Here is a 19,399-nt window from a genome sequence, read left to right as displayed (position 1 = left end):
GCGGCCCCTGATCACGGTCTGGTTTGACCTGTGGCACCATTGCCGCCTAACGTGTGGAGGTCGGCTGGTCACGCGACGGCTATTTCGCATGTCCACGCATCTGGCGAGCCGAATCCTTGGAATGTTGCGCGTCCGCGGCCTCCTGCGGACGTATCTGAAGCCTGGAGTCCACTCGTGAGCAAGCGTACTTACCAGCCGAACAACCGTCGCCGCGCGAAGACCCACGGCTTCCGGCTGCGCATGCGCACGCGTGCCGGCCGCGCCATCCTGGCCGCCCGTCGCCGCAAGGGCCGCGCCGAGCTGACCGTCTGACGAGCGAAACCGTCATCGCCCGCCGTCCACGTGTCGGCGGGCGATAGTCGTAGTTCGAGGAAGTTCCGGTGCTGCCGTCCGCGTCCCGCATGCGACGCGGTGACGAGTTCGCCGACGCGATCCGGCGTGGACAACGCGCCGGTCGCCCCACCCTGGTCGCCCATATGAACGTGGGCGAAGGTGAGGGGCCGCCGTTGGTGGGTTTCGTCGTGAGCAAGGCCATCGGTGACGCTGTGACCAGAAACCGGGTGAAGCGCAGGCTCAGACACCTGATGCGGACCCGACTCGACCGGCTTCCGCGAGGTAGCCTGCTTGTGGTACGCGCCAACCCAGCTGCCGCGTCCGCGCGAAGCGAGCACCTGGCCGCCGAACTCGACATCGCGCTCGATCGTTTACTCCGGCGGTGGGGGTCCGCCCCGCGGACCCTGACGGATGGACGGTCATGACAGTCGAGCAGTCGAGCCCCGAGAGGCCGGCCACCTCCGGCGTGCGGCCCTCAATGGCCGCCCGTGTGTTGCTTGGCCCGATCAGGTTCTACCGGGCGTTCATCAGCCCGGCACTCGGGCCGCGATGCCGGTTCGAACCGTCCTGCAGCGCCTATGGACTGGAGGCCATCGCCGTACACGGAGCGGTGCGCGGTTCGTGGCTGACCATCAGGCGTATCGGGCGTTGCCACCCGTTCCACCCCGGAGGTTTCGACCCGGTGCCCCCACCCCGAGTCCGGTCTCACGACACAACGCAAGGGAGCTAGCTCGGTGGAGCTGTCATTCCTCAACTGGCTGTATACGGCAGTGGCGTGGGTCATCACCCACATCCACGCGGGCTACAGCACCTTTCTCTCCCCTGACAGCGGGCTGACCTGGGCGCTGACCATCATCACGTTGACCGTGCTGATGCGTCTGCTGATCTTCCCCCTCTTCCTCAAGCAGATGCGCTCGTCGAGGAAGATGCAGGAGCTCGCTCCCAAGGTGCAGGAGCTGCGCAAGCGCTACAAGAACGACAAGCAGCGCATGAACCAGGAGGTCATGCGCGTCTACCAGGAAGCGGGCGCCAACCCCCTCGGTGGATGTCTGCCGATCGTGGCGCAGTTCCCGATCTTCATCTCCATGTTCACCGTGCTCCGGGCGATCGCCGAGGACCAGGCCAAGTTCGGCATGACCCAGGAGCTGGTGGACAGCGCGCGTCACGCGCACGTCATCATGGCGCCGCTTCCCGCCACGTTCTTCACCAGCAGCGCGGACATCCAGGCGCTGGGCGCCGACCCGGTCATCACGAAGATCGTCCTGGCCTGCTTCGTGGCCATCAGCTCGCTCACCACCTTCCTCACGGTCCGCCAGAGCGTGACCCGGTCGATGCAGCAGATGCCCGACAACCCGATGGCGCAGCAGCAGAAGATCCTGATGTACATCTCGCCGCTGTTCGCCGTCTTCAGCCTCAACTTCCAGCTCGGTCTGATCCTCTACTGGGTCACCACGAACATCTGGACGCTCAGCCAGCAGCACTGGTTCTACAGCCGGCACCCCATGCCGGTCGTCGACGAGAAAGGCAACGTGACGACGCCGCCGCCGTCCAACGGAGTCTTCGGGAAGCTGCTCGGCAAGCCGAAGGTCAACACCCCGGGGGAGCCTGCCGCTCCGCCGGAGCCTAAGATCGTCCGTCAGCAGCCGTCCCGGCAGTCACGTAGCAAGCGGACCGGCAGCAAGAAGTCGTAGCAGAAGGAGAGACCGGACGTGACCGAAGCCGAGGAGAGCGTCAAGCCTGCTCCCGACATCGCCGCCCTGGAACAGGAAGGCGAGATCGCGGCCGACTACGTCGAGGGCCTGTTGGACATCGCCGACATCGACGGTGATATCGACATGGACGTCGAAGGCGACCGTGCGTTGGTGTCGGTCGTCGGCATCAAGGGAAGCGATCTCGTCGGCCCCGGAGGCGAGGTGCTGGAGGCGCTCCAGGAGCTCACCCGGCTCGCGGTGCACCGCCAGACGGGGGAGCGGTCCCGGCTCATGCTCGACGTCGGCGGCTATCGGGAGCGCCGCAGGGCCGAGCTGACGAAGATCGGCTCTGCCGCCGCCGACGATGTCAAGCGGAGCGGAGAGCCCAAGGCGCTGCAGGCCATGACGCCGTTCGAGCGGAAGATCGTGCACGACGCCGTCGCCGCGGCCGGTCTGCGTAGCGAGTCCGAGGGCGAGGAGCCCCGGCGTTTTGTCGTCGTACTTCCCGCGTAGTCGCGCTTTCGCATCGAAGGCCGCCGATCCTCCGAGGGTCGGCGGCCTTTTCCGTACCCGCGGGCGAGCGAGCCTCGCGGGAGCGCGCGGGAATGCGTCGCAGGCTCGGCCGGAGCGGGGCGGCTACCCTTACCCCGAGAGCATCCATAGATGAGTGAGTGATGACGGAAAGCAACGAGCTGCCCGAAGCGCCCGCGGTGGCGCGCGAGGTGTTCACCAGTGAGGCGTTGGGCAGGGCCGAGGCGTTCGCGGAGCTGCTCGCGGGCCCCGGAGTGGTGCGCGGACTGATCGGGCCACGCGAGGTTCCCCGGATCTGGGACCGCCATCTTCTCAACTGTGCGGTCGTTGAGGAGGCCATCCCAGAGGGCACTCGACTGGTGGACATCGGATCCGGTGCCGGGCTGCCCGGTCTGGTCCTGGCGATCGTCCGCCCCGACATCACGGTGACGTTGCTCGAACCGCTGTTGCGCCGGACCACGTTCCTGGAGGAGTGCGTGACGGTGCTGGAGTTGGGCAATGTCGAGGTGCTGCGCGGCAGGGCCGAGGAACTGGCGCGCAAGCGGCTGTTCGACGTCGCGACCGCGCGTGCGGTGGCTCCACTTGACCGTCTGCTTGCATGGTCCATGCCGCTGCTTGGAGAGGGTGGCGAGCTGCTCGCCATGAAGGGAGAGCGCGCGGCGGAGGAACTTGAGGCCGCCGGGCCGCAACTCAAGGCGTACGGGGCGCGTACCGCCGAGCTTGTTACGGTGGGGCACGGTAAGGTCGAGCCGCCCACCACTCTCGTTCGCGTCGTCGCGGGCCGGTCTCCCCAGCAGAGTGGAAAGGGCGCGCGGCACCGACGAAAGAGGTGAAGGTCTTGCCGGGTGCGGAAGCGGGCCTGGGTTGGCCGGAGAATCACATCGCCGTACCCTTGGAGATCGCGTCGGTAGGTCGGCCGTCCGGGGTCGGCTGGCCTTTTATCTCTGTTTCGCAGAGCGAAAGGGCGACGACCGTGTCCCAGACCCCCCTTATTTCCGGCGATTCGCCGCTGGTACGAGAGGCACTGAGCTCTGTGGTTTCACGTGAAACAGCCACGGCCGCTCCTGCGGCTGCGCCTTCGATTGGATACTCGACACGGAACGAAGGGGAGTGGCCCCGCCCCCCGAAGTGCCGCGTTATGACAGTGGCGAACCAGAAGGGCGGCGTCGGAAAGACCACGACCACCGTCAATCTGGCCGCGGCGCTGTCGATGCACGGGCAGCGCGTTCTTGTGGTGGACCTTGACCCGCAGGGCAATGCCTCGACGGCGTTGGCGACGGAGCATCGGTCGGGTGTTCCGTCTGTTTATCAGGTCCTGGTGGACGATCTCCCGTTGGCGTCCATCGTGAAGCCGGTTCCGGAGATGCCGAACCTGTACTGCGCCCCCGCGACGCTGGATCTTGCCGGCGCGGAGATCGAGCTGGTGCCGATGGTCGGGAGGGAGACCCGGCTGAAGCGCGCCTTGAACGCCTTCGACTCCATGGAGCTGGACTACATCCTGATCGACTGCCCGCCCTCGCTCGGCCTCCTCACGGTCAACGCGATGGCGGCGGCGCAGGAAGTGCTGATCCCCATCCAGTGTGAGTACTACGCGTTGGAGGGACTCACCCAGCTGTTGCAGAACGTCGAACTGGTGCGGGTTCACCTGAACCAGGATCTGAACGTCTCGACGATCCTGCTGACGATGTACGACGGCCGGACCCGGCTCGCGTCGCAGGTGGCGGAAGAGGTGCGGTCGCATTTCGGTGACACGGTGTTGAACGCGGTCATTCCGCGAAGCGTCCGCGTCTCCGAGGCGCCCAGCTACAGCCAGTCGGTCATGACGTACGACCCCGGATCGAGTGGTGCCCTGGCGTACAAGGAAGCCGCCCGCGAGATGGCCTACCGAGGCGCGGCGGTTGCGGAGGCGTAGCGGGTTGCGGGCACTTAACGAGCCCGTACAGCGGTAACCTCTCGTGGTGGAGTGCCCGGCGACTCTGGATCGCTGGGCACTGTCTTTCGTGCGGTGTTAAGGAGCAGCGTTGTCTCAGCAGCGTCGGGGACTGGGCAAGGGCCTTGGGGCACTGATTCCCACCGGGCCGATCGTCGAGCCGACGATCGCGACCGGTCCATCGGCGGAGCCTGCGGATTCCGGGTTGCGACCTGTCGAGGGCGCATACTTCCAGGAGATCCCTCTTGAGGCGATCGTGCCCAACCCGCGCCAGCCGCGCGACGTGTTCGACGAGGACCGCCTGGACGAGCTGGCCGACTCCATCAAGGAGGTGGGCCTGCTCCAGCCGATCGTCGTACGCGCTCTCGGCGAGGGACGTTTCGAGCTCGTGATGGGGGAGCGGCGGTGGCGGGCGTCGAAGCTCGCGGGCTTGGAGCAGATTCCCGCGATCGTGCGCAGCACTCAGGACGACGAGATGCTTCGCGAGGCACTGATCGAGAACCTTCAGCGTGAGCAGCTGAACGCGCTGGAGGAAGGCGCCGCTTACCGGCAGCTGCTCGATGACTTCGGGGCCACGCACGAGGTCCTGGCGAAGAAGGTCGGTCGATCTCGCTCGCACATCACGAACACGCTCCGACTGCTGAACCTGGCCTCGAACGTCCAGCTGCGCCTGGCGGCCGGGACGATCAGCGCCGGGCACGCTCGGGCATTGTTGCCGCTGGAAGACCCCGCGGCACAGGAGCGCCTGGCGAGCCGGATCGTCGCGGAGGGACTCTCGGTTCGTACGGTGGAAGAGATCGTCGCTTTGGGCGAGGCCACGGCCGGCCCTGCTCCTCGTAAGCCTCGGGCGAAGAAGCCGACCGCGCCCGCATTGACGGAGTTGGCGGAACGGCTCTCCGACCATTTCGATACCAAGGTGAAAGTGGACCTGGGGAGTCGGAAGGGTCGGATCGTCGTCGAGTTTTCCACGATCGATGATCTGGAGCGGATCATCGGCACCATGGCGCCTGACGCTGTATCCGTCATGGGCGACGGCGAGGAATAGCTCCGACCTTGTGACCCGTCGTGTTTCACGTGAAACACCGCGTGAAGATCGGCATGAGGGTCGGCGGGGGAGAATCGGTGGGGAAGGCCGGCTAGGAAGATCAGCCGGACAATCAGCGGCGAAGTCGATGGCGAAAGCCGGGGGCGAAGTCGGCTTCGCCTGCGGTTGAGGACCCGCAGGGCGGTCGGTTGGTTGGACGGCTAGTTAGGTTGGGTGCAGCGCGGGGACTGGCGCCCGTGGGCGCTGCACCGTGGGGCGAGTCGCGGTGGTTGGTGTCCGTAGGCACGGCGACGGGGGCTTGCTCCGGCCGGCCGTGATAGCGGGCCTCTGGTGATGCCGCTCTCGCGGCCGTCGCGGGCGCGGTGGTTGCTGGCACGGTCTTACGCCGGCCTCCACAAACCCCCGCCTCCGCGCCAAGCTTTCCCGCCGCACTTCGCGCCAGCCCCGTAATGTGCATGTGCGCTACCTCTATCCACTCCCGGCTCAAGCCATATGAAGCCGCCCTCCTTCAATCCATGTGATTTCTCCCGCTGCACTCACGCGTCGTGCCGCCTTCGTCGTGCCGCCTTCGTCGTGCCGCCTTCGATGTCAGTGACGCCGGCTTCCCATGGCGCGCGCCTTCGTACCGTCGATCCGGCCTTTTCTCCCTCGCCTTCTCCGCGGCGCCTGAGCCCGATGCTGGCCGCTGTTCACCGCCCAGGCTGTTCCTGTACGCCGTGAGCGGTAGGCGCTCCCACACCAACGCGGTCGGTGGGTCGTGGGCGACGCCGCCGGACGCATGCTGGTGTGACCGCCGCGGGGGTGTTTTCGCGTGGCGAGTTAGAGCCGGACACTCGGCTTCTGGGGAGCGAGGTGAAGGGCGGTGTGCGCTCGGCGACCTATCGGGCCGGCGGATGTAGGCGGGGGCGGTACCGGAGGAACTCGGGAGCCGGGCTTGCTCGCACCGCTGGACGATGGGGAGGGGCACTTTCGCACCGAGGCGGCGAGCGAATGAATGTCACTGGAGCTGCGAGGTGACTGGATTCCAGGTGGCGGTGCGCGGATTGTGGGTCCGTTTCACGTGAAACACATGAGGGACCGGCCCTGGTGGCCGATCCCTCATGGTGGCAACGCGTGCGGCGGTCAGCCGCGGCGGGCGGCCAGTTCGAGGAGTCCCTTGCAGAGGGCGCCGAGATCCCGGCCGGCAGCCTCGGCCGCCATCGGCAGTAGTGAGGTCTCGGTCATGCCGGGAGCGACGTTCACCTCAAGGAAGTAGGGGCGACCGCTCTCGTCGACGATGAGGTCGGTACGGGAGACGTCCCTGAGGCCGAGTGCGGCGTGGGCGGTCACCGCCATCGCGGCGCATGCTTCGGTGTCCTCCGGCGACAGGCGAGCAGGAGCGAAGAACTCGGTGTGCCCCGCCGTATAGCGCGCGGCGTAGTCGTAGACGCCTCCGTCGGGGACGATTTCGACCGGCGGCAGGGCGACCGGCCCGTCGCCGAGGTCCACGACGGAGACGGCCACCTCCACTCCGGCGATGTACTTCTCGATCAGCACGGTGTCGCCGTAGGCGAAGCAGCCCACCATCGCGGCGGGCAGTTCCTCGGCCGAGCGAACGATGGAGGCGCCCAGAGCGGAACCTCCGCGTGAGGGCTTCACGAAGAGCGGCAGCCCGAGCCGGTCCACAATGCGCGCCAGAACTGCCGTCGCGCCCAGGTCGTGGAAGGTCTCCTTGGGGAGGGAGACCGAGTCGGGCGTGTTCAGCCCCCAGGATCGGACGACGGCCTTGGCCGTCGGCTTGTCATAGGCGACCCGGCAGGCGTCGGGAGTGGCACCGACGTACGGCACGCCGAGCAGTTCCAGCACGGAACGGATCGCTCCGTCTTCACCGGCTCCGCCGTGCAGCGTCACGAAGACGGCGTCCGGCGGGTCGGCGAGCACTGCGGGGACCAGCGTGGAGTCGGTGTCGCGGGTCTCGACGACCACCCCGGCCGCGCGCAGCACCTCGCTGACCCGGCGGCCGGAGCGGATGGAGACTTCTCGCTCATAGGAAAGGCCCCCCGCCAACACCAGCACATGCGCCAAGTCACTCATAGGGAGAGGGCCTTTCTCACTTCAGGATTCCGGTACGGCCAGCCCGAACAGGCTAGCCGTACCGGAATCTCAGGCGAGGTCCGGACCCGGCGTGTCGACTCCGGGGTGCTCCGGGGCGGAGCCGGTGCCGAAGGTGTCGCGGAGCTGCAGCTCCTGCTCGATCACGCCGGCCAGCCGGCGCACGCCCTCACGGATGCGGTCGGGCTCGGGATAGCAGTAGGACAGCCGCATGTGCTGCTTGCCGCCGCCGTCGGCGTAGAAGCCGGTCCCGGGAACGAACGCGACCCGCTCGGCCACCGCGCGCGGAAGGATCGCCTTGGAGTTGAGCCCCTCGGGGAGCGTCATCCAGACGAAGAACCCGCCGGCGGGGCGGGTCCATGAGCAGCCGGCGGGCATCAGCACCTCGAGCGCGCCGAGAAGGGCGTTGCGCCGCTCGCGGTACAGCTCGCGGAACGATTTGATCTGTTCGCGCCACGGCTGGGTGGCGAGGTACTGCCCCACGGCGAGCTGGGTGAAGGTCGAATGGGACAGCACCGCCGACTCCATGGCGAGCACCAGCTTCTCGCGGACCGCGTGCGGGGCGAGCGCCCATCCCACCCGGAAGCCCGGAGCGAGGGTCTTGGAGAACGAGCCGAGATAGACCACGCCATCGGGATCGTCGGCCCGCAGCGCGCGCAGCGGCTCGCCGTCGAACCCGAGCAGCCCGTACGGATTGTCCTCGACGACCAGGACACCGGCCCGCTGGCAGATCTCCAGGACCTGCCTGCGGCGGACCTCGTTGAGGGTCACACCCGCGGGGTTCTGGAAGGTCGGGATGGTGTAGAGGAACTTGACGCGCTTGCCGGCGGTGTGCAGCGCGTAGATGGTCTGCGCCAGCGACTCGGGGATGAGTCCCTGGTCGTCCATCGCGATGTGCACGACCTTGGCCTGGTAGGCGCTGAAGGTGCCGAGCGCCCCGACGTAGGAGGGCCCCTCGGCGAGCACCACGTCGCCGGGATCGATGAAGATCCGGGTGATCAGGTCGAGAGCCTGCTGGGAGCCGACGGTGACGACGACGTCGTCCGCCCCGGCCTCGATCCCCTCCATCCGCATGACCTCGCAGATCTGCTCGCGCAGATCGGGGTCGCCCTGGCCGGAGCCGTACTGGAGTGCGACCGGGCCGCGTCGGGCGACCAGATCGGCGACCAGCTCGCCGACCACGTCGAGGGGGAGAGCCGTGACGTACGGCATGCCGCCGGCGAGCGAGACCACCTCGGGCCTCGACGCGACGGCGAAGAGAGCTCGGACCTCGGAGGCGACCATCCCGGTAGCTCGTGCGGCGTACCGATCGACATAGGCGTCAATTCGCGACCCGTGGGGCGCGGTCGTCCGACCGTGATCGAGCTCGTGCGTCACGGTCCACCTCCGTTCACATAGCCGAGAAACCAGACTACGGCAGTGTTGCTGTTCGATCGTCGCCGGGCCGCTTCCCGGTGACGCGTAGCGATCCCGGAGCTGGTGGCCGCCTTCGACGCGCGGACGTACCGCAAGGGGTCGGCAGTACGGGGACCGGGCCGGGTCGCTGAGTTACGATGCCAGCGGGAGACGCGGTGGTCGTGTGGTTTTCCGCACATGCGACGGTGTCTTTGGGGGCTCATGTACTCCTCTCGGGGATTGGGGCAACACGTGTCGCGTCGGCTGGCCAACGTCACTCTGGACAACCTCGACGATTTGCCGCGGCGATGCAGGCGCTGTGTCTTCTGGGAACTCGACCCCATGAGCGGTGAGCGTGCCGCGCAGGCCGGTGATCCCGGGCTGGAGAAGGAAGCGTGGATCTCCGCGACACTCCTGGAGTGGGGGAGCTGCGGGAAGATCGCGTATGTCGACGGTGTGGCCGCGGGCTTCGTGCTGTACGCGCCGCCGCTCTACGTGCCGCGCTCGGTCGCCTTCCCGACGTCGCCGGTCAGTTCGGACGCCGTGCTGCTGATGACGGCGCACATCATCCCCGAGTTCTCGGGTGGCGGGCTCGGCCGGATGCTGGTGCAGGGCGTCGCCAAGGACCTCACCCGGCGCGGAGTCCGGGCCATCGAGGCGTTCGGCGATCTGAAGTGGGAGCAGCCGGGCTGTCTGGTCCCCGCCGAATATCTGCTGTCCGTCGGGTTCAAGACGGTGCGCCCGCACCTCCGTTTCCCGAGGCTCCGGCTGGAGTTGAAGACCGCCGTCTCCTGGCGCGAGGACGTCGAGGTGGCCCTGGAGAGGTTGCTCGGGTCAATGAGTCCGGAGCGGGCGCTTCGACCGGTCTGAGGCCATCTCAGCGCCTTCGGGCGCCACCGACCTCGTTCCGCGAGCGACGCGACGCCTTCGCAGCGCGATCGAGGTGGCGATGCCCTCCGGTCGCTCGTGGACCCGACGGATGCCGGACCATGTGGAAGCCCCCTGCGCCGCGGACGGCGAGGGGGCTTCGGTGTGGGTGGGTGCCGCCGGAAGGCGGTGGTACGGCTCGCGCCGCAGGGGGCAGATCGTCAGATGATGCCCTCGAGCTCGCGAAGCAGCATCGCCTTCGGCTTGGCGCCGATGATCTGCTTCACGACCTCTCCACCCTTGTAGACGTTCAGCGTCGGGATCTGGAGTACGCCGTAGTCCCGAGGAGTGACGGGATTCTCGTCGATGTTGAGCTTGACGATGGCGAGCCGGTCCGCGTTCTCGGTCGCGATCTCCTCAAGGATCGGCGCGACCTGGCGGCACGGACCGCACCACTCCGCCCAGAAGTCGACGAGGACGGGCTTGTCGCTCTTGAGGACGTCGGCTTCGAAGGTGGCGTCGGTCACGCTCTTGATGGCGCCCAATGTATCTCTCCCCTTGCTCGGTGTGGAGGGTTCAACCGCGGAGCCGGGCCCCGCATTCCCAGGTCAGCTGTTGTGGTGGGCGAGCCAGCGCTCCGCGTCGATGGAGGCGGCGCAGCCCGTGCCGGCGGCGGTGATCGCCTGGCGGTAGGTGTGGTCCACGACGTCGCCCGCGGCGAAGACGCCATCGATGTTGGTGCGGGTGCTCGGCGCCTCGACCTGGATGTACCCGTCGGCGTCCAGGTTCACCTGGCCCTTGACCAGCTCGGTGCGCGGGTCGTGGCCGATCGCGACGAACAGGCCGCCGACGGCGAGTTCGGTCTCCTCGCCGGTCTTGCGGTTGCGGATCAGCACACCGGTGATCTTGTTCTCGCCGAGGACGTCCACGACCTCGCTGTCCCAGATGAAGCGGATCTTCTCGTTGGCGAACGCCCGATCCTGCATGATCTTGCTGGCGCGCAGCTCGTCGCGGCGGTGCACGACGGTCACCGACGAGGCGAACCGGGTGAGGAAGATGGCCTCCTCCATCGCGGTGTCTCCGCCGCCGACCACGACGATGTCCTGGCCGCGGAAGAAGAAACCGTCACAGGTGGCGCACCAGGAGACGCCGTGGCCGGACAGGCGCTTCTCGTTCTCCAGGCCCAGCTCCCGGTAGCCCGATCCGGTCGCGAGGATGACGGACTTCGCGTAGAAGGTGCCGGTGTGGGTCTTGACGACCTTGGGGGTGGCGTTCAGGTCGACTTCGATCACGTCGTCGGCGACCAGCTCGGCCCCGAACCGCTCGGCCTGCTTGCGCATGTTGTCCATGAGATCGGGTCCCATGATGCCGTCGGGGAACCCGGGGAAGTTCTCCACGTCGGTGGTGTTCATGAGGGCGCCGCCCGCGGTCACCGACCCCTCGAACACCAGGGGGTTCAGTTCCGCGCGGGCCGAGTAGACGGCCGCCGTGTAGCCGGCGGGCCCCGACCCGATGATGATCACGTTACGGACGTCGCTCAACGGTCTGCCTTTCGATCCGGGTAATGCCAGTCGCGTCAACAGATCCTAGGCGTCCGGGATTCCCGCCACCCGCCACCGCCGCTCCGGCTTCACCCCATCCACCCGAGAACGGGAACAGCCCCCCGCGTGGAAGCGAGGGGCTGTCCGGAAGTTGTCAGCACGGCGGTGCCGTACGCGTCAGTTCCAGGAGGCCAGGCTCTCGGGGCGCAGGCTCTTGCAGGAGGAGTCGACGACCACCACGCGGACCGCGTTGATGTTCTTGTCCTCCCAGAAGGCCATGATCGTGGCCTCGTTGCCGTTGTAGAGCGCCTTGTCGACCCCGATGGGCTTGCGGTCGAGCTGGTTGGAGAACCGCCTGACACACTTGTCGAGCGGCTCGTCGTCGGTGGTGTCCGACGCGGGGCCGACACCGAAGTAGCCGAGCAGCGGGCCGCTCAGCTCGCGGTTGGTGTAGTTGTGGCCGCTCGCGGACACGGTGTAGGTCGTCGCCTTCAGCTCGCTCGCCGTCGGGTCGCTGCTCGGATCCGCCTGGCTCGCCACGTACGGCGTCGACCCGCCGCCCTGGGCGGACAGGACGGTGGTGGCCACCCCGGTGCCTCCGATGACGACGGCGGCCGCGGCGGCGGCCACAGCCGGCATCGCCCAGAGACGCCGCCGCTTCTTGGTGGCGACGGGCACGATTGTGCCGTCGTCCGCGACGACGCCGAGAGTGGCCGCGGCGGGTACCGCGGGTGCGGTCTCCTCCTGCGGAGCCGTCTCCCAAGGGGCGTCCCGCATGATCCGGTCCCAGTCGGGGGTCTCCACGACGCGGAGCCCGCCGTCGCCGAGATCACGGGACGATTCGGCGGCCAGCGCGCGATCGATGCGCATGGCGACGCCCAACGGCATCGCCGGCACCGGGACCGCTGCCAGCACCTCTCGAACCGCCGCCAGGTCGGCAAGGCTCTCCCCGCAGGGATCGCAGATCGCGAGATGCTCGCGGACCCGCCGGGCCGTGGCGTCGTCGAGGAGACCTTCGGCCAGCTCGGCCAGGATCTCCAGGTCGTAGTGCGTATCACCCGTCACGAAGTTCTGCTCCCTTCGCGGATGAGACGCGAGTTCTGTCCGATCGGTTCCGCAAATGCGAAAGAATGGGGGCAAGTTTGGCGCGTCCGCGTGCGCATCGACTCTTCACCGTCCCAGCGGGGACGCCGAGCACACCTGCCGCGTCCTCCACCGAATAGCCCATCATGTCGACCAGGACCAGGGCCGCCCGCTGGTCAGCGGGCAGCACCTTGAGCGCGGCGGAGACGTCCATCGAGATCTCGCGCTCGCCGGCCTGGTCGGGCATCGGCGTGTCACGCTCGGCGGCCTCGATCAGCTCGTCGTCGGCCACGGGCCGTACCGACTTGCGGCGCATCCTGTCGAGACAGGCGTTCACCACGATGCGGTGCAGCCAGGTCGTGACCGCGGCCTCGCCGCGGAAGCTCTCCGCCTTGCGATAGGCGGATACGAACGCGTCCTGTACGGCGTCGGCCGCCTCGTCAGGGTCGCCGAGGGTCCGCAGGGCGACGGCCCACATGCGGTCTCGATGGCGCTTGACGATCTCGCTGAACGCGTGGGGATCGCCGCCGATGTGGCGGCTCAGAAGGTCGGCATCGCTCACCGCCGACCGGGCGGCGTGCTCAGCCGGTGGGAAGTTCTCAGGTGGGGGATTCACAAGGCCTGCTATGCCGATCCAGGGGAATGCACTATTACGTCATAGATGGTGCCACGATACCTACCCTCATGTGGCGGAAGCCGGGTGAACCAGATCAAAACGTACTGACCGGTCACCGGCTTGCCGGGCGTGAGGGTCACCGTGCCGGAGGCGTCCTTGCTCTCGGCCACGGTCTTCAGCACGCTGAGATCGGCGGCGTTCCCGACCTTGAGCTGGACCGACGCGCCGGGGGTGTTGGCCAGCGAGACGACGACGTCGGAGATCTGGACCGGGCCGTTCATGTCGAGGATGAGCCCGACGCCCTCCTTCAACCGGCCGAACTCCGCGGTGTTGTAGTTCGTCGTGTGCCACTCGGTCGACGGCTTGTTGTCGATGGCGTACGGCGCGAACTGGGGGTTCTCCTCGAGATCGTCGCCAAGGGGGTCGAACCCCGCGGCGCTGACCGGCTTGATGGCCACCGGCTTGGGGATGGCCGTCGGCGACGGGGACGTCGTGGGCGCGGCGACCGGGTTGTTGCCCAGGCTCCTGCCCACCGTCCAGGCGCCGATCCCCACCGCGAGCATGATCATCAGCACCAGCACGGTGACCAGGGCCCGGCTGAGCGTTCCCGACGAAGGGCGGTGCGGCGGTGTGGGGTTCGGCAGCGTGGGCGGCAGGGGCGGCCGCGAAGCCATCGTGTCCCGCCCCTCTGAGTGCAGCACCGCGGGCGGAACCGCGGACACCGGAACCGGGGAGGGCCGGGGCACCTCGGACAACGCGTCCGAGACCTCGGACGGGGTCGTCAGCGGCGTCAGCCCGCGCCTGCTCTCAGGGAGGAGCGTCCGGCAGGTGATGGTGTCCAGATAGCCCGGCACGCCCGCGGTGACCTGGCGCGGGGTGCACAGCTTGCCGTCGTCCGTGGGCGCGGGGGGAAGCCCGGTGTCCTCGTCACTCGGCCAGTGACCGGTCAGCGCGGCGTACAGCAGCCGGCCGAGGCCCTCGGCGTCGTCCTTCGCGGGATCGTCGCTGGACAGGCCGACGATCGCGGCGTCCACGGCGCAGCCGAGCAGCTTGACCGTGCCGCTGGAGGTCCACACCAGGCGGGCGGGAGTGAGCTGCAGATGGGTCAGCCCGGCCTCGTGCGCGTGCGCCAGCGCCTCGGCGGCCTCGGCCACCAGGGCGGCGCCGCGCTCGGGCTCCAGCCCTCCGGCCGAGATCAGGTCGGCGAGCGAGTCGCCGCTCACCCACTCGCTGACGACGTACGCGGTGCCGTCCTCGTCGGCGGCGTCGAACACCTGCGTCAGACGGGGATCGGTGAGACGGCTCGCCGCGCGGGCGGCGGTCACGACCTCCTCGACCCGGTCGAACTCGGGGGAGAAGGTGTGCACCGCGACCGGGCGGGCGAGGATCTCGTCGATGGCCTTCCAGAGCGTCACGCCATTGGACTCGCTGACCCGGTCCTCAAGGCGGAACCGGTCGGCCAGACGAGACCCCGGTTCTACCGTGGACATACTCATCAGGCCGCCTTACCCCGCAGCCGACCGGCACGCATCAGACGATGCCGGGTGGATCCGCCCACGCCTTCTCGCTTCCGCTCGCCGGTCTAACTCCTGGCGCACCATGCTAGTGCCGTGCCGGTCCTGCCCGCCTTCCTGTTGGGAGACGCCTCGAACGGGCAGGCGGACACTAGCGCCTTACCCGCCCCGCCACCAATCCAATGATGGAGCTGACTTCCGGTATCCGCATCCTGTGCGCCGTGGCGAGGTAAAGCACCACGCCGAACCCGCCTCCGGCGGCCAGCATGATCGCCGAGGTGAGCGCGGTGATGTCGGCGAACTGCCGGGTGAGCCACAGCGCGAGCAACGCGATCAGCGCCGCCGGGATCGCCGCGGTGTACATCTGGGAGAGCCCCGAGAACACGTCCCGGCCGCCGAGCCCGCCGACCTTCCGGCTGGCCAGCGCCCAGGCGACACCGCTACCCAGAACATAGGCGATCATGAAGGAGAACGCCAGGCCGATCACGATGTAGCGCGGCGGGAGCATGAAGTACGCGACGAGGCTCAGGGCGGCGTTGATCAGGACGTTCAGGCCGCCGAGGATCGTGGGGGTCCGGGTGTCCCCGAAGCTGTAGAACACCCGCAGCAGCAGCTGGAAGATCGAGAATGGCACCAGGGCCAGACCGAAGACCTGCAGCACGTTGCCGATGTAGAGCGCGTTGCCCCCCGTCATCCGGCCCCAGGAGAAGATCAGCGTCGTCACCGCCGGGCCGAGCACCATGAGCAGCATCCCGGCCGGCACGATCACCGATGAGATGAGCCGCACCGCCGAGCCGAACTCCTCCCGCGCCGAGCCGAACTCGCCGTCGGCCACGTACCGGCTCATCCGCGGCAGCATCGCCGTGATCACCGACACCGCGATGATCCCGTACGGGAGCTGGAAGAGCTGGAAGGCGTAGGCGTAGGCGCTGTTGCCCATGCCCGGCGCCTGCTCGCCGGCGCCGGTGGCGAGCTTGGTCGTCACCAGGAAGCCAAGCTGGGTGATGCCCACGTAGACGAACGTCCAGCTCGCCGTCTTCGCGGCCTCTCCGAGCCCGGTGTCGCGCAGCCCGAAGCGCGGCCGGAACCGGAACCCGGCCCGGTGCAGGGCGATGATGAGGATGATCGCCTGGGCCACGATGCCCGCCGTGGTCCCGAGGCCGAGCAGGACCAGGTCGCGGTCGGTCACCTCCTCGATGTTCGCCGAGGCGCCGCCGATGACGATGTACGCGATGCCGACCCCGATGACGACGATGTTGTTCAGCACCGGCGCCCACATCGGGGCGGCGAACCTGTCGCGGGTGTTGAGGATCGCGCCCGCCAGCGCGCCGATCCCGAAGAAGGCGATCTGCGGGAGGATCAGCATGGCCAGCGTGGTGGCGATCTCGACCTTCCGCGGCGTCCAGTTGTCCGCCGTGTACAGCTGCATGATCGGTCCGGCCAGCAGCACGCCGAGTACGGCGATCACGGAGAGAATGAGGATCGCCAGCGTCATCAGCCGCTGCTCGAACGCCTTGCCCGCGTCGGCGTCCCGCTTCTGCGCCCGCACGATCATGGGCACGATCACGCTGCTCAGCACGCCGCCGATGAGCAGGTCGAACAGGATGTACGGGATCTGGTAGGCCGCGTTGTAGGCGTCACCCAGCGCCCATGTGCCGATGGCCGCGGCGATCACCGCGGTCCGCAGGAAGCCGGTGAGCCGGGACACCATCGTCCCGGCCATCATGACCGCGCTCGCGCGCAACACCCGGCTCATGCCTGCCCCTCGCCTGACGGCTCGGGTCGGCATGCGCCGAATGCACTGCGCTTATTGATTCGCTCGCTTCGCTCGCTCATGCCTGCCCCTCGCCTGACGGTTCGGGCCGGGATGCGCGGAAAGCTCTGTGATCGTTGGTTCGCTCGCTCATGCCTGCCCCTCGCCGTGCTCGGCGGGTACGGTGCTCTGCTCGCGGGCCGCCCCGGGCGTACTGGGAGGCGGTGACTTGCCGGACCGGCGCCGCAGGATGCGCATGACCACGGCGGCCAGCATGATCGCGAGCGCGGCGCCGACGATGACCAGCGCGATGCCCGTGTAGCCGGTGGCGCGGACGGTCACGTGGACCTCCTTGCCGTACGGCTTGCCGTCGGCGGTCAGGAGCTGCACGGCGATCGTGCTCTCTCCGCCGCTGCCGTGTACGGTCACGGGGACGTTCACCAGCTGGCTGCGGTTCTTGAAGATGTCGAGCCGCTCGGTCTCGTAGACCCCTCCCGGCGCGTCGATCCCCAGCCGCGACCTGTCGTCGGACGTCACTCTGATCTTGATCGCGACGCTGTCGGGCAGCGAGTTGTCCACGCTGACCGGCACCTGGCCGTTGGTGCCCGCGAGCGCCCGGGGCGTGTCGATGACCGACACCAGGGCGACCCGCTGCTCGATGGACGCGCGCACCTGCTTGACGAAGCCGCCCGCCCGCTTCGCGTCGCCACGCCAGGAGGCGGAGGCGAGCCGGAGGATGGCGTCACCGAACAGCTTCTGCTGCTCGGCGGTCACCGTCTCGGCGATCACCGCCTGGCGGCTGAGCTTCTTCACACCGCCCAGATAGGAGCGGGTCAGCTCGGCCGCGCGATCCTGGTCGCTGTACACGAGGTCGGAGCGCGGCACCTGCACCTTGCCGGGCCGTACCGAGTTCAGCGTGGTCAGCTGCAGCCAGGGAGCCGACGACGCCGCCTTGATCAACCCGGACACGAACTCGGGATCGGGGTTCCACAGACGTGTGGACGGCGCGGCGATCACCGTCCTGGGCTGCTGCTGCGGCTGGACGGCCTGCCCGGTCGCCCCCGCCTGCTGCGAGAGCCCGGCCTGTCCCGCCGGCTGCGGCTGCTCGAACGCGATCATCGCGGTCTCGGCGAGGAAACGCTGCCGCGCGAGCAGGGCGGCCCCGGGGAGGGACGTGTCCACGTCGAGGGCCGCGCTGAGCGTGGGGTCGGTGAGCAGCGCGGTGAGCGACCCGGAGACCGTGTCGACGGTCGTCGCCGCGTCCGGCGTCGTGGCGATCTGCGGATCCGGTGGCAGGGTCGCCCCGGACATCAGGACCGTGCGCACCCCCGCCGTCGCCAGTTCGTCGAGGCCGTCGCGATCCAGCGCGCCGCCGACCGGCCACGTCGTCGAGGTCGGGATCTCGCGGCCGAGGACATCCCCGGCGACCTCCGCGCCCTTCTTGACCGCATCCTGCGTGGGCGCGTCCAGTCCTGCGTGCACCAGCGCCGTCACGTCCGGATCCGCGTACGGCGTGGCCACCACGGGCCTGCTCGTGAGCGCGGCGCGCAGGCCGTCGAGCCAGCGGCGGGCGGCGGGGTCGGCGGCCTTCTTCGCGCCGCCGCTCGCCGTCTTGACGGTGTACTCCCCGGTGGCCGTACGGCGGGCGTCGTCGAGCAACGCTGGATCGACGAACCAGGTGACGGTGCGCCCGCTCTTCTGTACCAGGTCGAGCAGGGAGGCGAGGCGGCCCGTGGAGACCGACGCGCGCAGGTCGTCGTCCATGAAGTCGTCGTCGCTCGCCCGGTGCGGGCGGTCCACGATCGGCATCGCCATGGCGAGCTTCACCTTGGGCACCGGCTGCTCGGGCGGCACGTATGTCAGGAAGGTGCGCTCGATCTCGATCGACTGCAGGCTGACGCCGTCCTGGACCTCGATGGCGAGGGGGTAGACGCCCTGGCGCGTCATGCCGATATCGCGCGGGGCCACGGTGAACTCGAAGCGCAGTTTTCCGGCCCCGTCGAGCGGCGTGGCCTGGACCTTCGTGCTGTAGGAGGGAGTGGGGTACTCCTGGCCGGTCGCGAAGCTCGCCATCTCCGCCCGCGACCGGAACGGTTGTCCCCAATGGATGCGGACCCGTACGGAGGCCGACGGTGTGCCCGTGACCACACCGGAGATCGTTATTGGGCTGGCCTGGTCCCGTAGCACTCCGGAGCTGATCTGCTCGATCACCAGCGGATCGACCGCCGTCGCCTTGGTCGTCACGGCACTCGTCGCCGCCGTGCCCGCGACAGCCGTACCGGCCATGCCCGTCGGAGCGAGCAGGGCGGTCAGCAGGATCAGCGGAGCGGCCTTACGGATCACGTGCGGGCCAGGTGTGAGGATCGGCGCACGCCCAGAATGGTATGGCCTAAGCCGTCCTCATTGGGCTTGCCAGGGTCGTCAAACCGCGTGGCCGGGGCACTGTCAGGTCCGCGGGCTTGCCCGCCACCAGCGAGAAGAGGCGCGCGGCACGGATTCGCAGTGCCGTGCGTCGTTCGCCCGTGGCGGTGTAGACGGACTCCTCCGGATGGGGGCCGTCGGCGAGTCGCTGGTCGACGAGGACCGCCAGGCCGTCGGGGAGCAGCAGCGGGCAGACGAGCCCGGCGGCGTAGTCGGTCACCGAATTCACCACGAAGGCCGACGCCGTGGAAACACGGTCGGCGCCGAGGACGGCCGCCACCGCGGACGGCGCGGGGACCGTCCCGGCCGCGCCGACCACGGCCACAGGCTCGGCCACGCCGCGCGTCACGGCCTCGAACACCGTGACGCAGACGCACCGGGAGGCCGGGGCGTCGAGGACCTCCGGCAACTCGTCGGCGCATGTCAAGGGACGCGGAAGACGTACGATCTCATGGTGGATCTGGTGGGCGAGGAGCCAGCGGTGAATGGCGAGAGCGTCCTTCATCTCAATGCTCCTTGCCTCGTCCCAGAGCCCCCGGCCCACCCGTAGAACGTGATCGCAGCGTGTCGGGGGAAACCTGTTCCGTG

The 19,399-nt window shown here is 68.6% G+C and carries 19 protein-coding genes; 9 read left to right on the top strand and 10 right to left on the bottom strand.

Translation table 11 applies throughout. From position 1 onward, the window contains the following. Positions 1–174 precede the first annotated feature (174 nt). From rpmH to AB0I59_RS23435, 8 genes are all read left to right on the top strand, one after another. Positions 175–312, top strand: coding sequence for a 50S ribosomal protein L34 (rpmH, locus tag AB0I59_RS23470; RefSeq protein WP_015772801.1), 138 nt, complete (start codon positions 175–177; stop codon positions 310–312). A 68-nt stretch (positions 313–380) separates the two neighbouring features. Then, complete coding sequence (gene rnpA, locus AB0I59_RS23465) at positions 381–758, top strand: ribonuclease P protein component (protein ID WP_061256075.1); 378 nt, start codon at positions 381–383, stop codon at positions 756–758. Continuing rightward, positions 755–1,063: a membrane protein insertion efficiency factor YidD gene (yidD, locus tag AB0I59_RS23460; protein ID WP_082776919.1), complete on the top strand. Its 309-nt coding sequence runs from the start codon at positions 755–757 to the stop codon at positions 1,061–1,063. The genes rnpA and yidD overlap by 4 nt, the downstream gene beginning before the upstream one ends. A 4-nt stretch (positions 1,064–1,067) precedes the next feature. Then, a complete protein-coding gene (gene yidC, locus AB0I59_RS23455; protein WP_358135989.1) occupies positions 1,068–2,024 on the top strand; it encodes a membrane protein insertase YidC in 957 nt (318 codons plus the stop codon). Positions 2,025–2,042: 18 nt separating this feature from the next. Then, positions 2,043–2,537, top strand: a complete 495-nt coding sequence (locus AB0I59_RS23450) for a Jag family protein (RefSeq protein ID WP_358135987.1) — start codon at positions 2,043–2,045, stop codon at positions 2,535–2,537. Positions 2,538–2,698: 161 nt separating this feature from the next. Further along, on the top strand, positions 2,699–3,388 hold the full coding sequence (gene rsmG / locus AB0I59_RS23445) for a 16S rRNA (guanine(527)-N(7))-methyltransferase RsmG (RefSeq protein ID WP_358135984.1): 690 nt from the start codon (positions 2,699–2,701) through the stop codon (positions 3,386–3,388). A 305-nt stretch (positions 3,389–3,693) separates the two neighbouring features. Continuing rightward, positions 3,694–4,467 (top strand): ParA family protein, encoded by a 774-nt coding sequence (locus AB0I59_RS23440; protein WP_061256084.1) that lies wholly within the window; start codon positions 3,694–3,696, stop codon positions 4,465–4,467. A gap of 109 nt (positions 4,468–4,576) precedes the next feature. Next, positions 4,577–5,530, top strand: coding sequence for a ParB/RepB/Spo0J family partition protein (locus tag AB0I59_RS23435; protein ID WP_061256086.1), 954 nt, complete (start codon positions 4,577–4,579; stop codon positions 5,528–5,530). A 1,122-nt stretch (positions 5,531–6,652) separates the two neighbouring features. On the opposite strand, the gene AB0I59_RS23430 is transcribed toward AB0I59_RS23435, so the two are convergent. After that, on the bottom strand, positions 6,653–7,603 hold the full coding sequence (locus tag AB0I59_RS23430) for a D-alanine--D-alanine ligase family protein (RefSeq protein ID WP_061256088.1): 951 nt from the start codon (positions 7,601–7,603) through the stop codon (positions 6,653–6,655). 69 nt (positions 7,604–7,672) lie between these two features. After that, positions 7,673–8,905: an aminotransferase-like domain-containing protein gene (locus AB0I59_RS23425; protein ID WP_082776920.1), complete on the bottom strand. Its 1,233-nt coding sequence runs from the start codon at positions 8,903–8,905 to the stop codon at positions 7,673–7,675. Positions 8,906–9,358: 453 nt separating this feature from the next. Here AB0I59_RS23425 and AB0I59_RS23420 point away from each other — a divergent pair, with 453 nt between their 5' ends. Further along, complete coding sequence (locus AB0I59_RS23420) at positions 9,359–9,886, top strand: GNAT family N-acetyltransferase (RefSeq protein ID WP_435831046.1); 528 nt, start codon at positions 9,359–9,361, stop codon at positions 9,884–9,886. 218 nt (positions 9,887–10,104) lie between these two features. Here AB0I59_RS23420 and trxA read toward each other — a convergent pair whose 3' ends face one another. The 8 genes from trxA to AB0I59_RS23380 form a co-directional block, all read right to left on the bottom strand. Beyond that, positions 10,105–10,428, bottom strand: a complete 324-nt coding sequence (gene trxA, locus AB0I59_RS23415) for a thioredoxin (protein ID WP_061256094.1) — start codon at positions 10,426–10,428, stop codon at positions 10,105–10,107. A 63-nt stretch (positions 10,429–10,491) separates the two neighbouring features. Next, positions 10,492–11,424, bottom strand: coding sequence for a thioredoxin-disulfide reductase (gene trxB, locus AB0I59_RS23410; RefSeq protein WP_061256096.1), 933 nt, complete (start codon positions 11,422–11,424; stop codon positions 10,492–10,494). Positions 11,425–11,601: 177 nt separating this feature from the next. Next, entirely contained in the window at positions 11,602–12,489 is an 888-nt protein-coding gene (locus AB0I59_RS23405; protein WP_358135979.1) for an anti-sigma factor family protein, read from the bottom strand. Beyond that, positions 12,479–13,123, bottom strand: a complete 645-nt coding sequence (gene sigM / locus AB0I59_RS23400) for an RNA polymerase sigma factor SigM (protein ID WP_358135976.1) — start codon at positions 13,121–13,123, stop codon at positions 12,479–12,481. Before sigM ends, AB0I59_RS23405 begins: the two co-directional genes overlap by 11 nt. A gap of 8 nt (positions 13,124–13,131) precedes the next feature. Then, on the bottom strand, positions 13,132–14,613 hold the full coding sequence (locus AB0I59_RS23395; RefSeq protein WP_358135974.1) for a protein kinase family protein: 1,482 nt from the start codon (positions 14,611–14,613) through the stop codon (positions 13,132–13,134). 175 nt (positions 14,614–14,788) lie between these two features. After that, positions 14,789–16,393 (bottom strand): murein biosynthesis integral membrane protein MurJ, encoded by a 1,605-nt coding sequence (gene murJ, locus AB0I59_RS23390; protein WP_061256103.1) that lies wholly within the window; start codon positions 16,391–16,393, stop codon positions 14,789–14,791. A gap of 147 nt (positions 16,394–16,540) precedes the next feature. Beyond that, the gene (locus AB0I59_RS23385) at positions 16,541–18,733 is read right to left on the bottom strand and encodes a DUF6049 family protein (protein ID WP_061256105.1); all 2,193 of its coding nucleotides are present in this window, start codon (positions 18,731–18,733) and stop codon (positions 16,541–16,543) included. 46 nt (positions 18,734–18,779) lie between these two features. After that, on the bottom strand, positions 18,780–19,316 hold the full coding sequence (locus AB0I59_RS23380) for an aminoacyl-tRNA deacylase (RefSeq protein WP_061256107.1): 537 nt from the start codon (positions 19,314–19,316) through the stop codon (positions 18,780–18,782). Between the last annotated feature and the right edge of the window lie 83 nt (positions 19,317–19,399).

The organism is Microtetraspora glauca (assembly GCF_040656155.1).
Classification (GTDB): domain Bacteria; phylum Actinomycetota; class Actinomycetes; order Streptosporangiales; family Streptosporangiaceae; genus Microtetraspora; species Microtetraspora glauca.
Note: the sequence above shows the minus strand (reverse complement) of the source record. Positions and strands in the feature narration are given on the sequence as shown.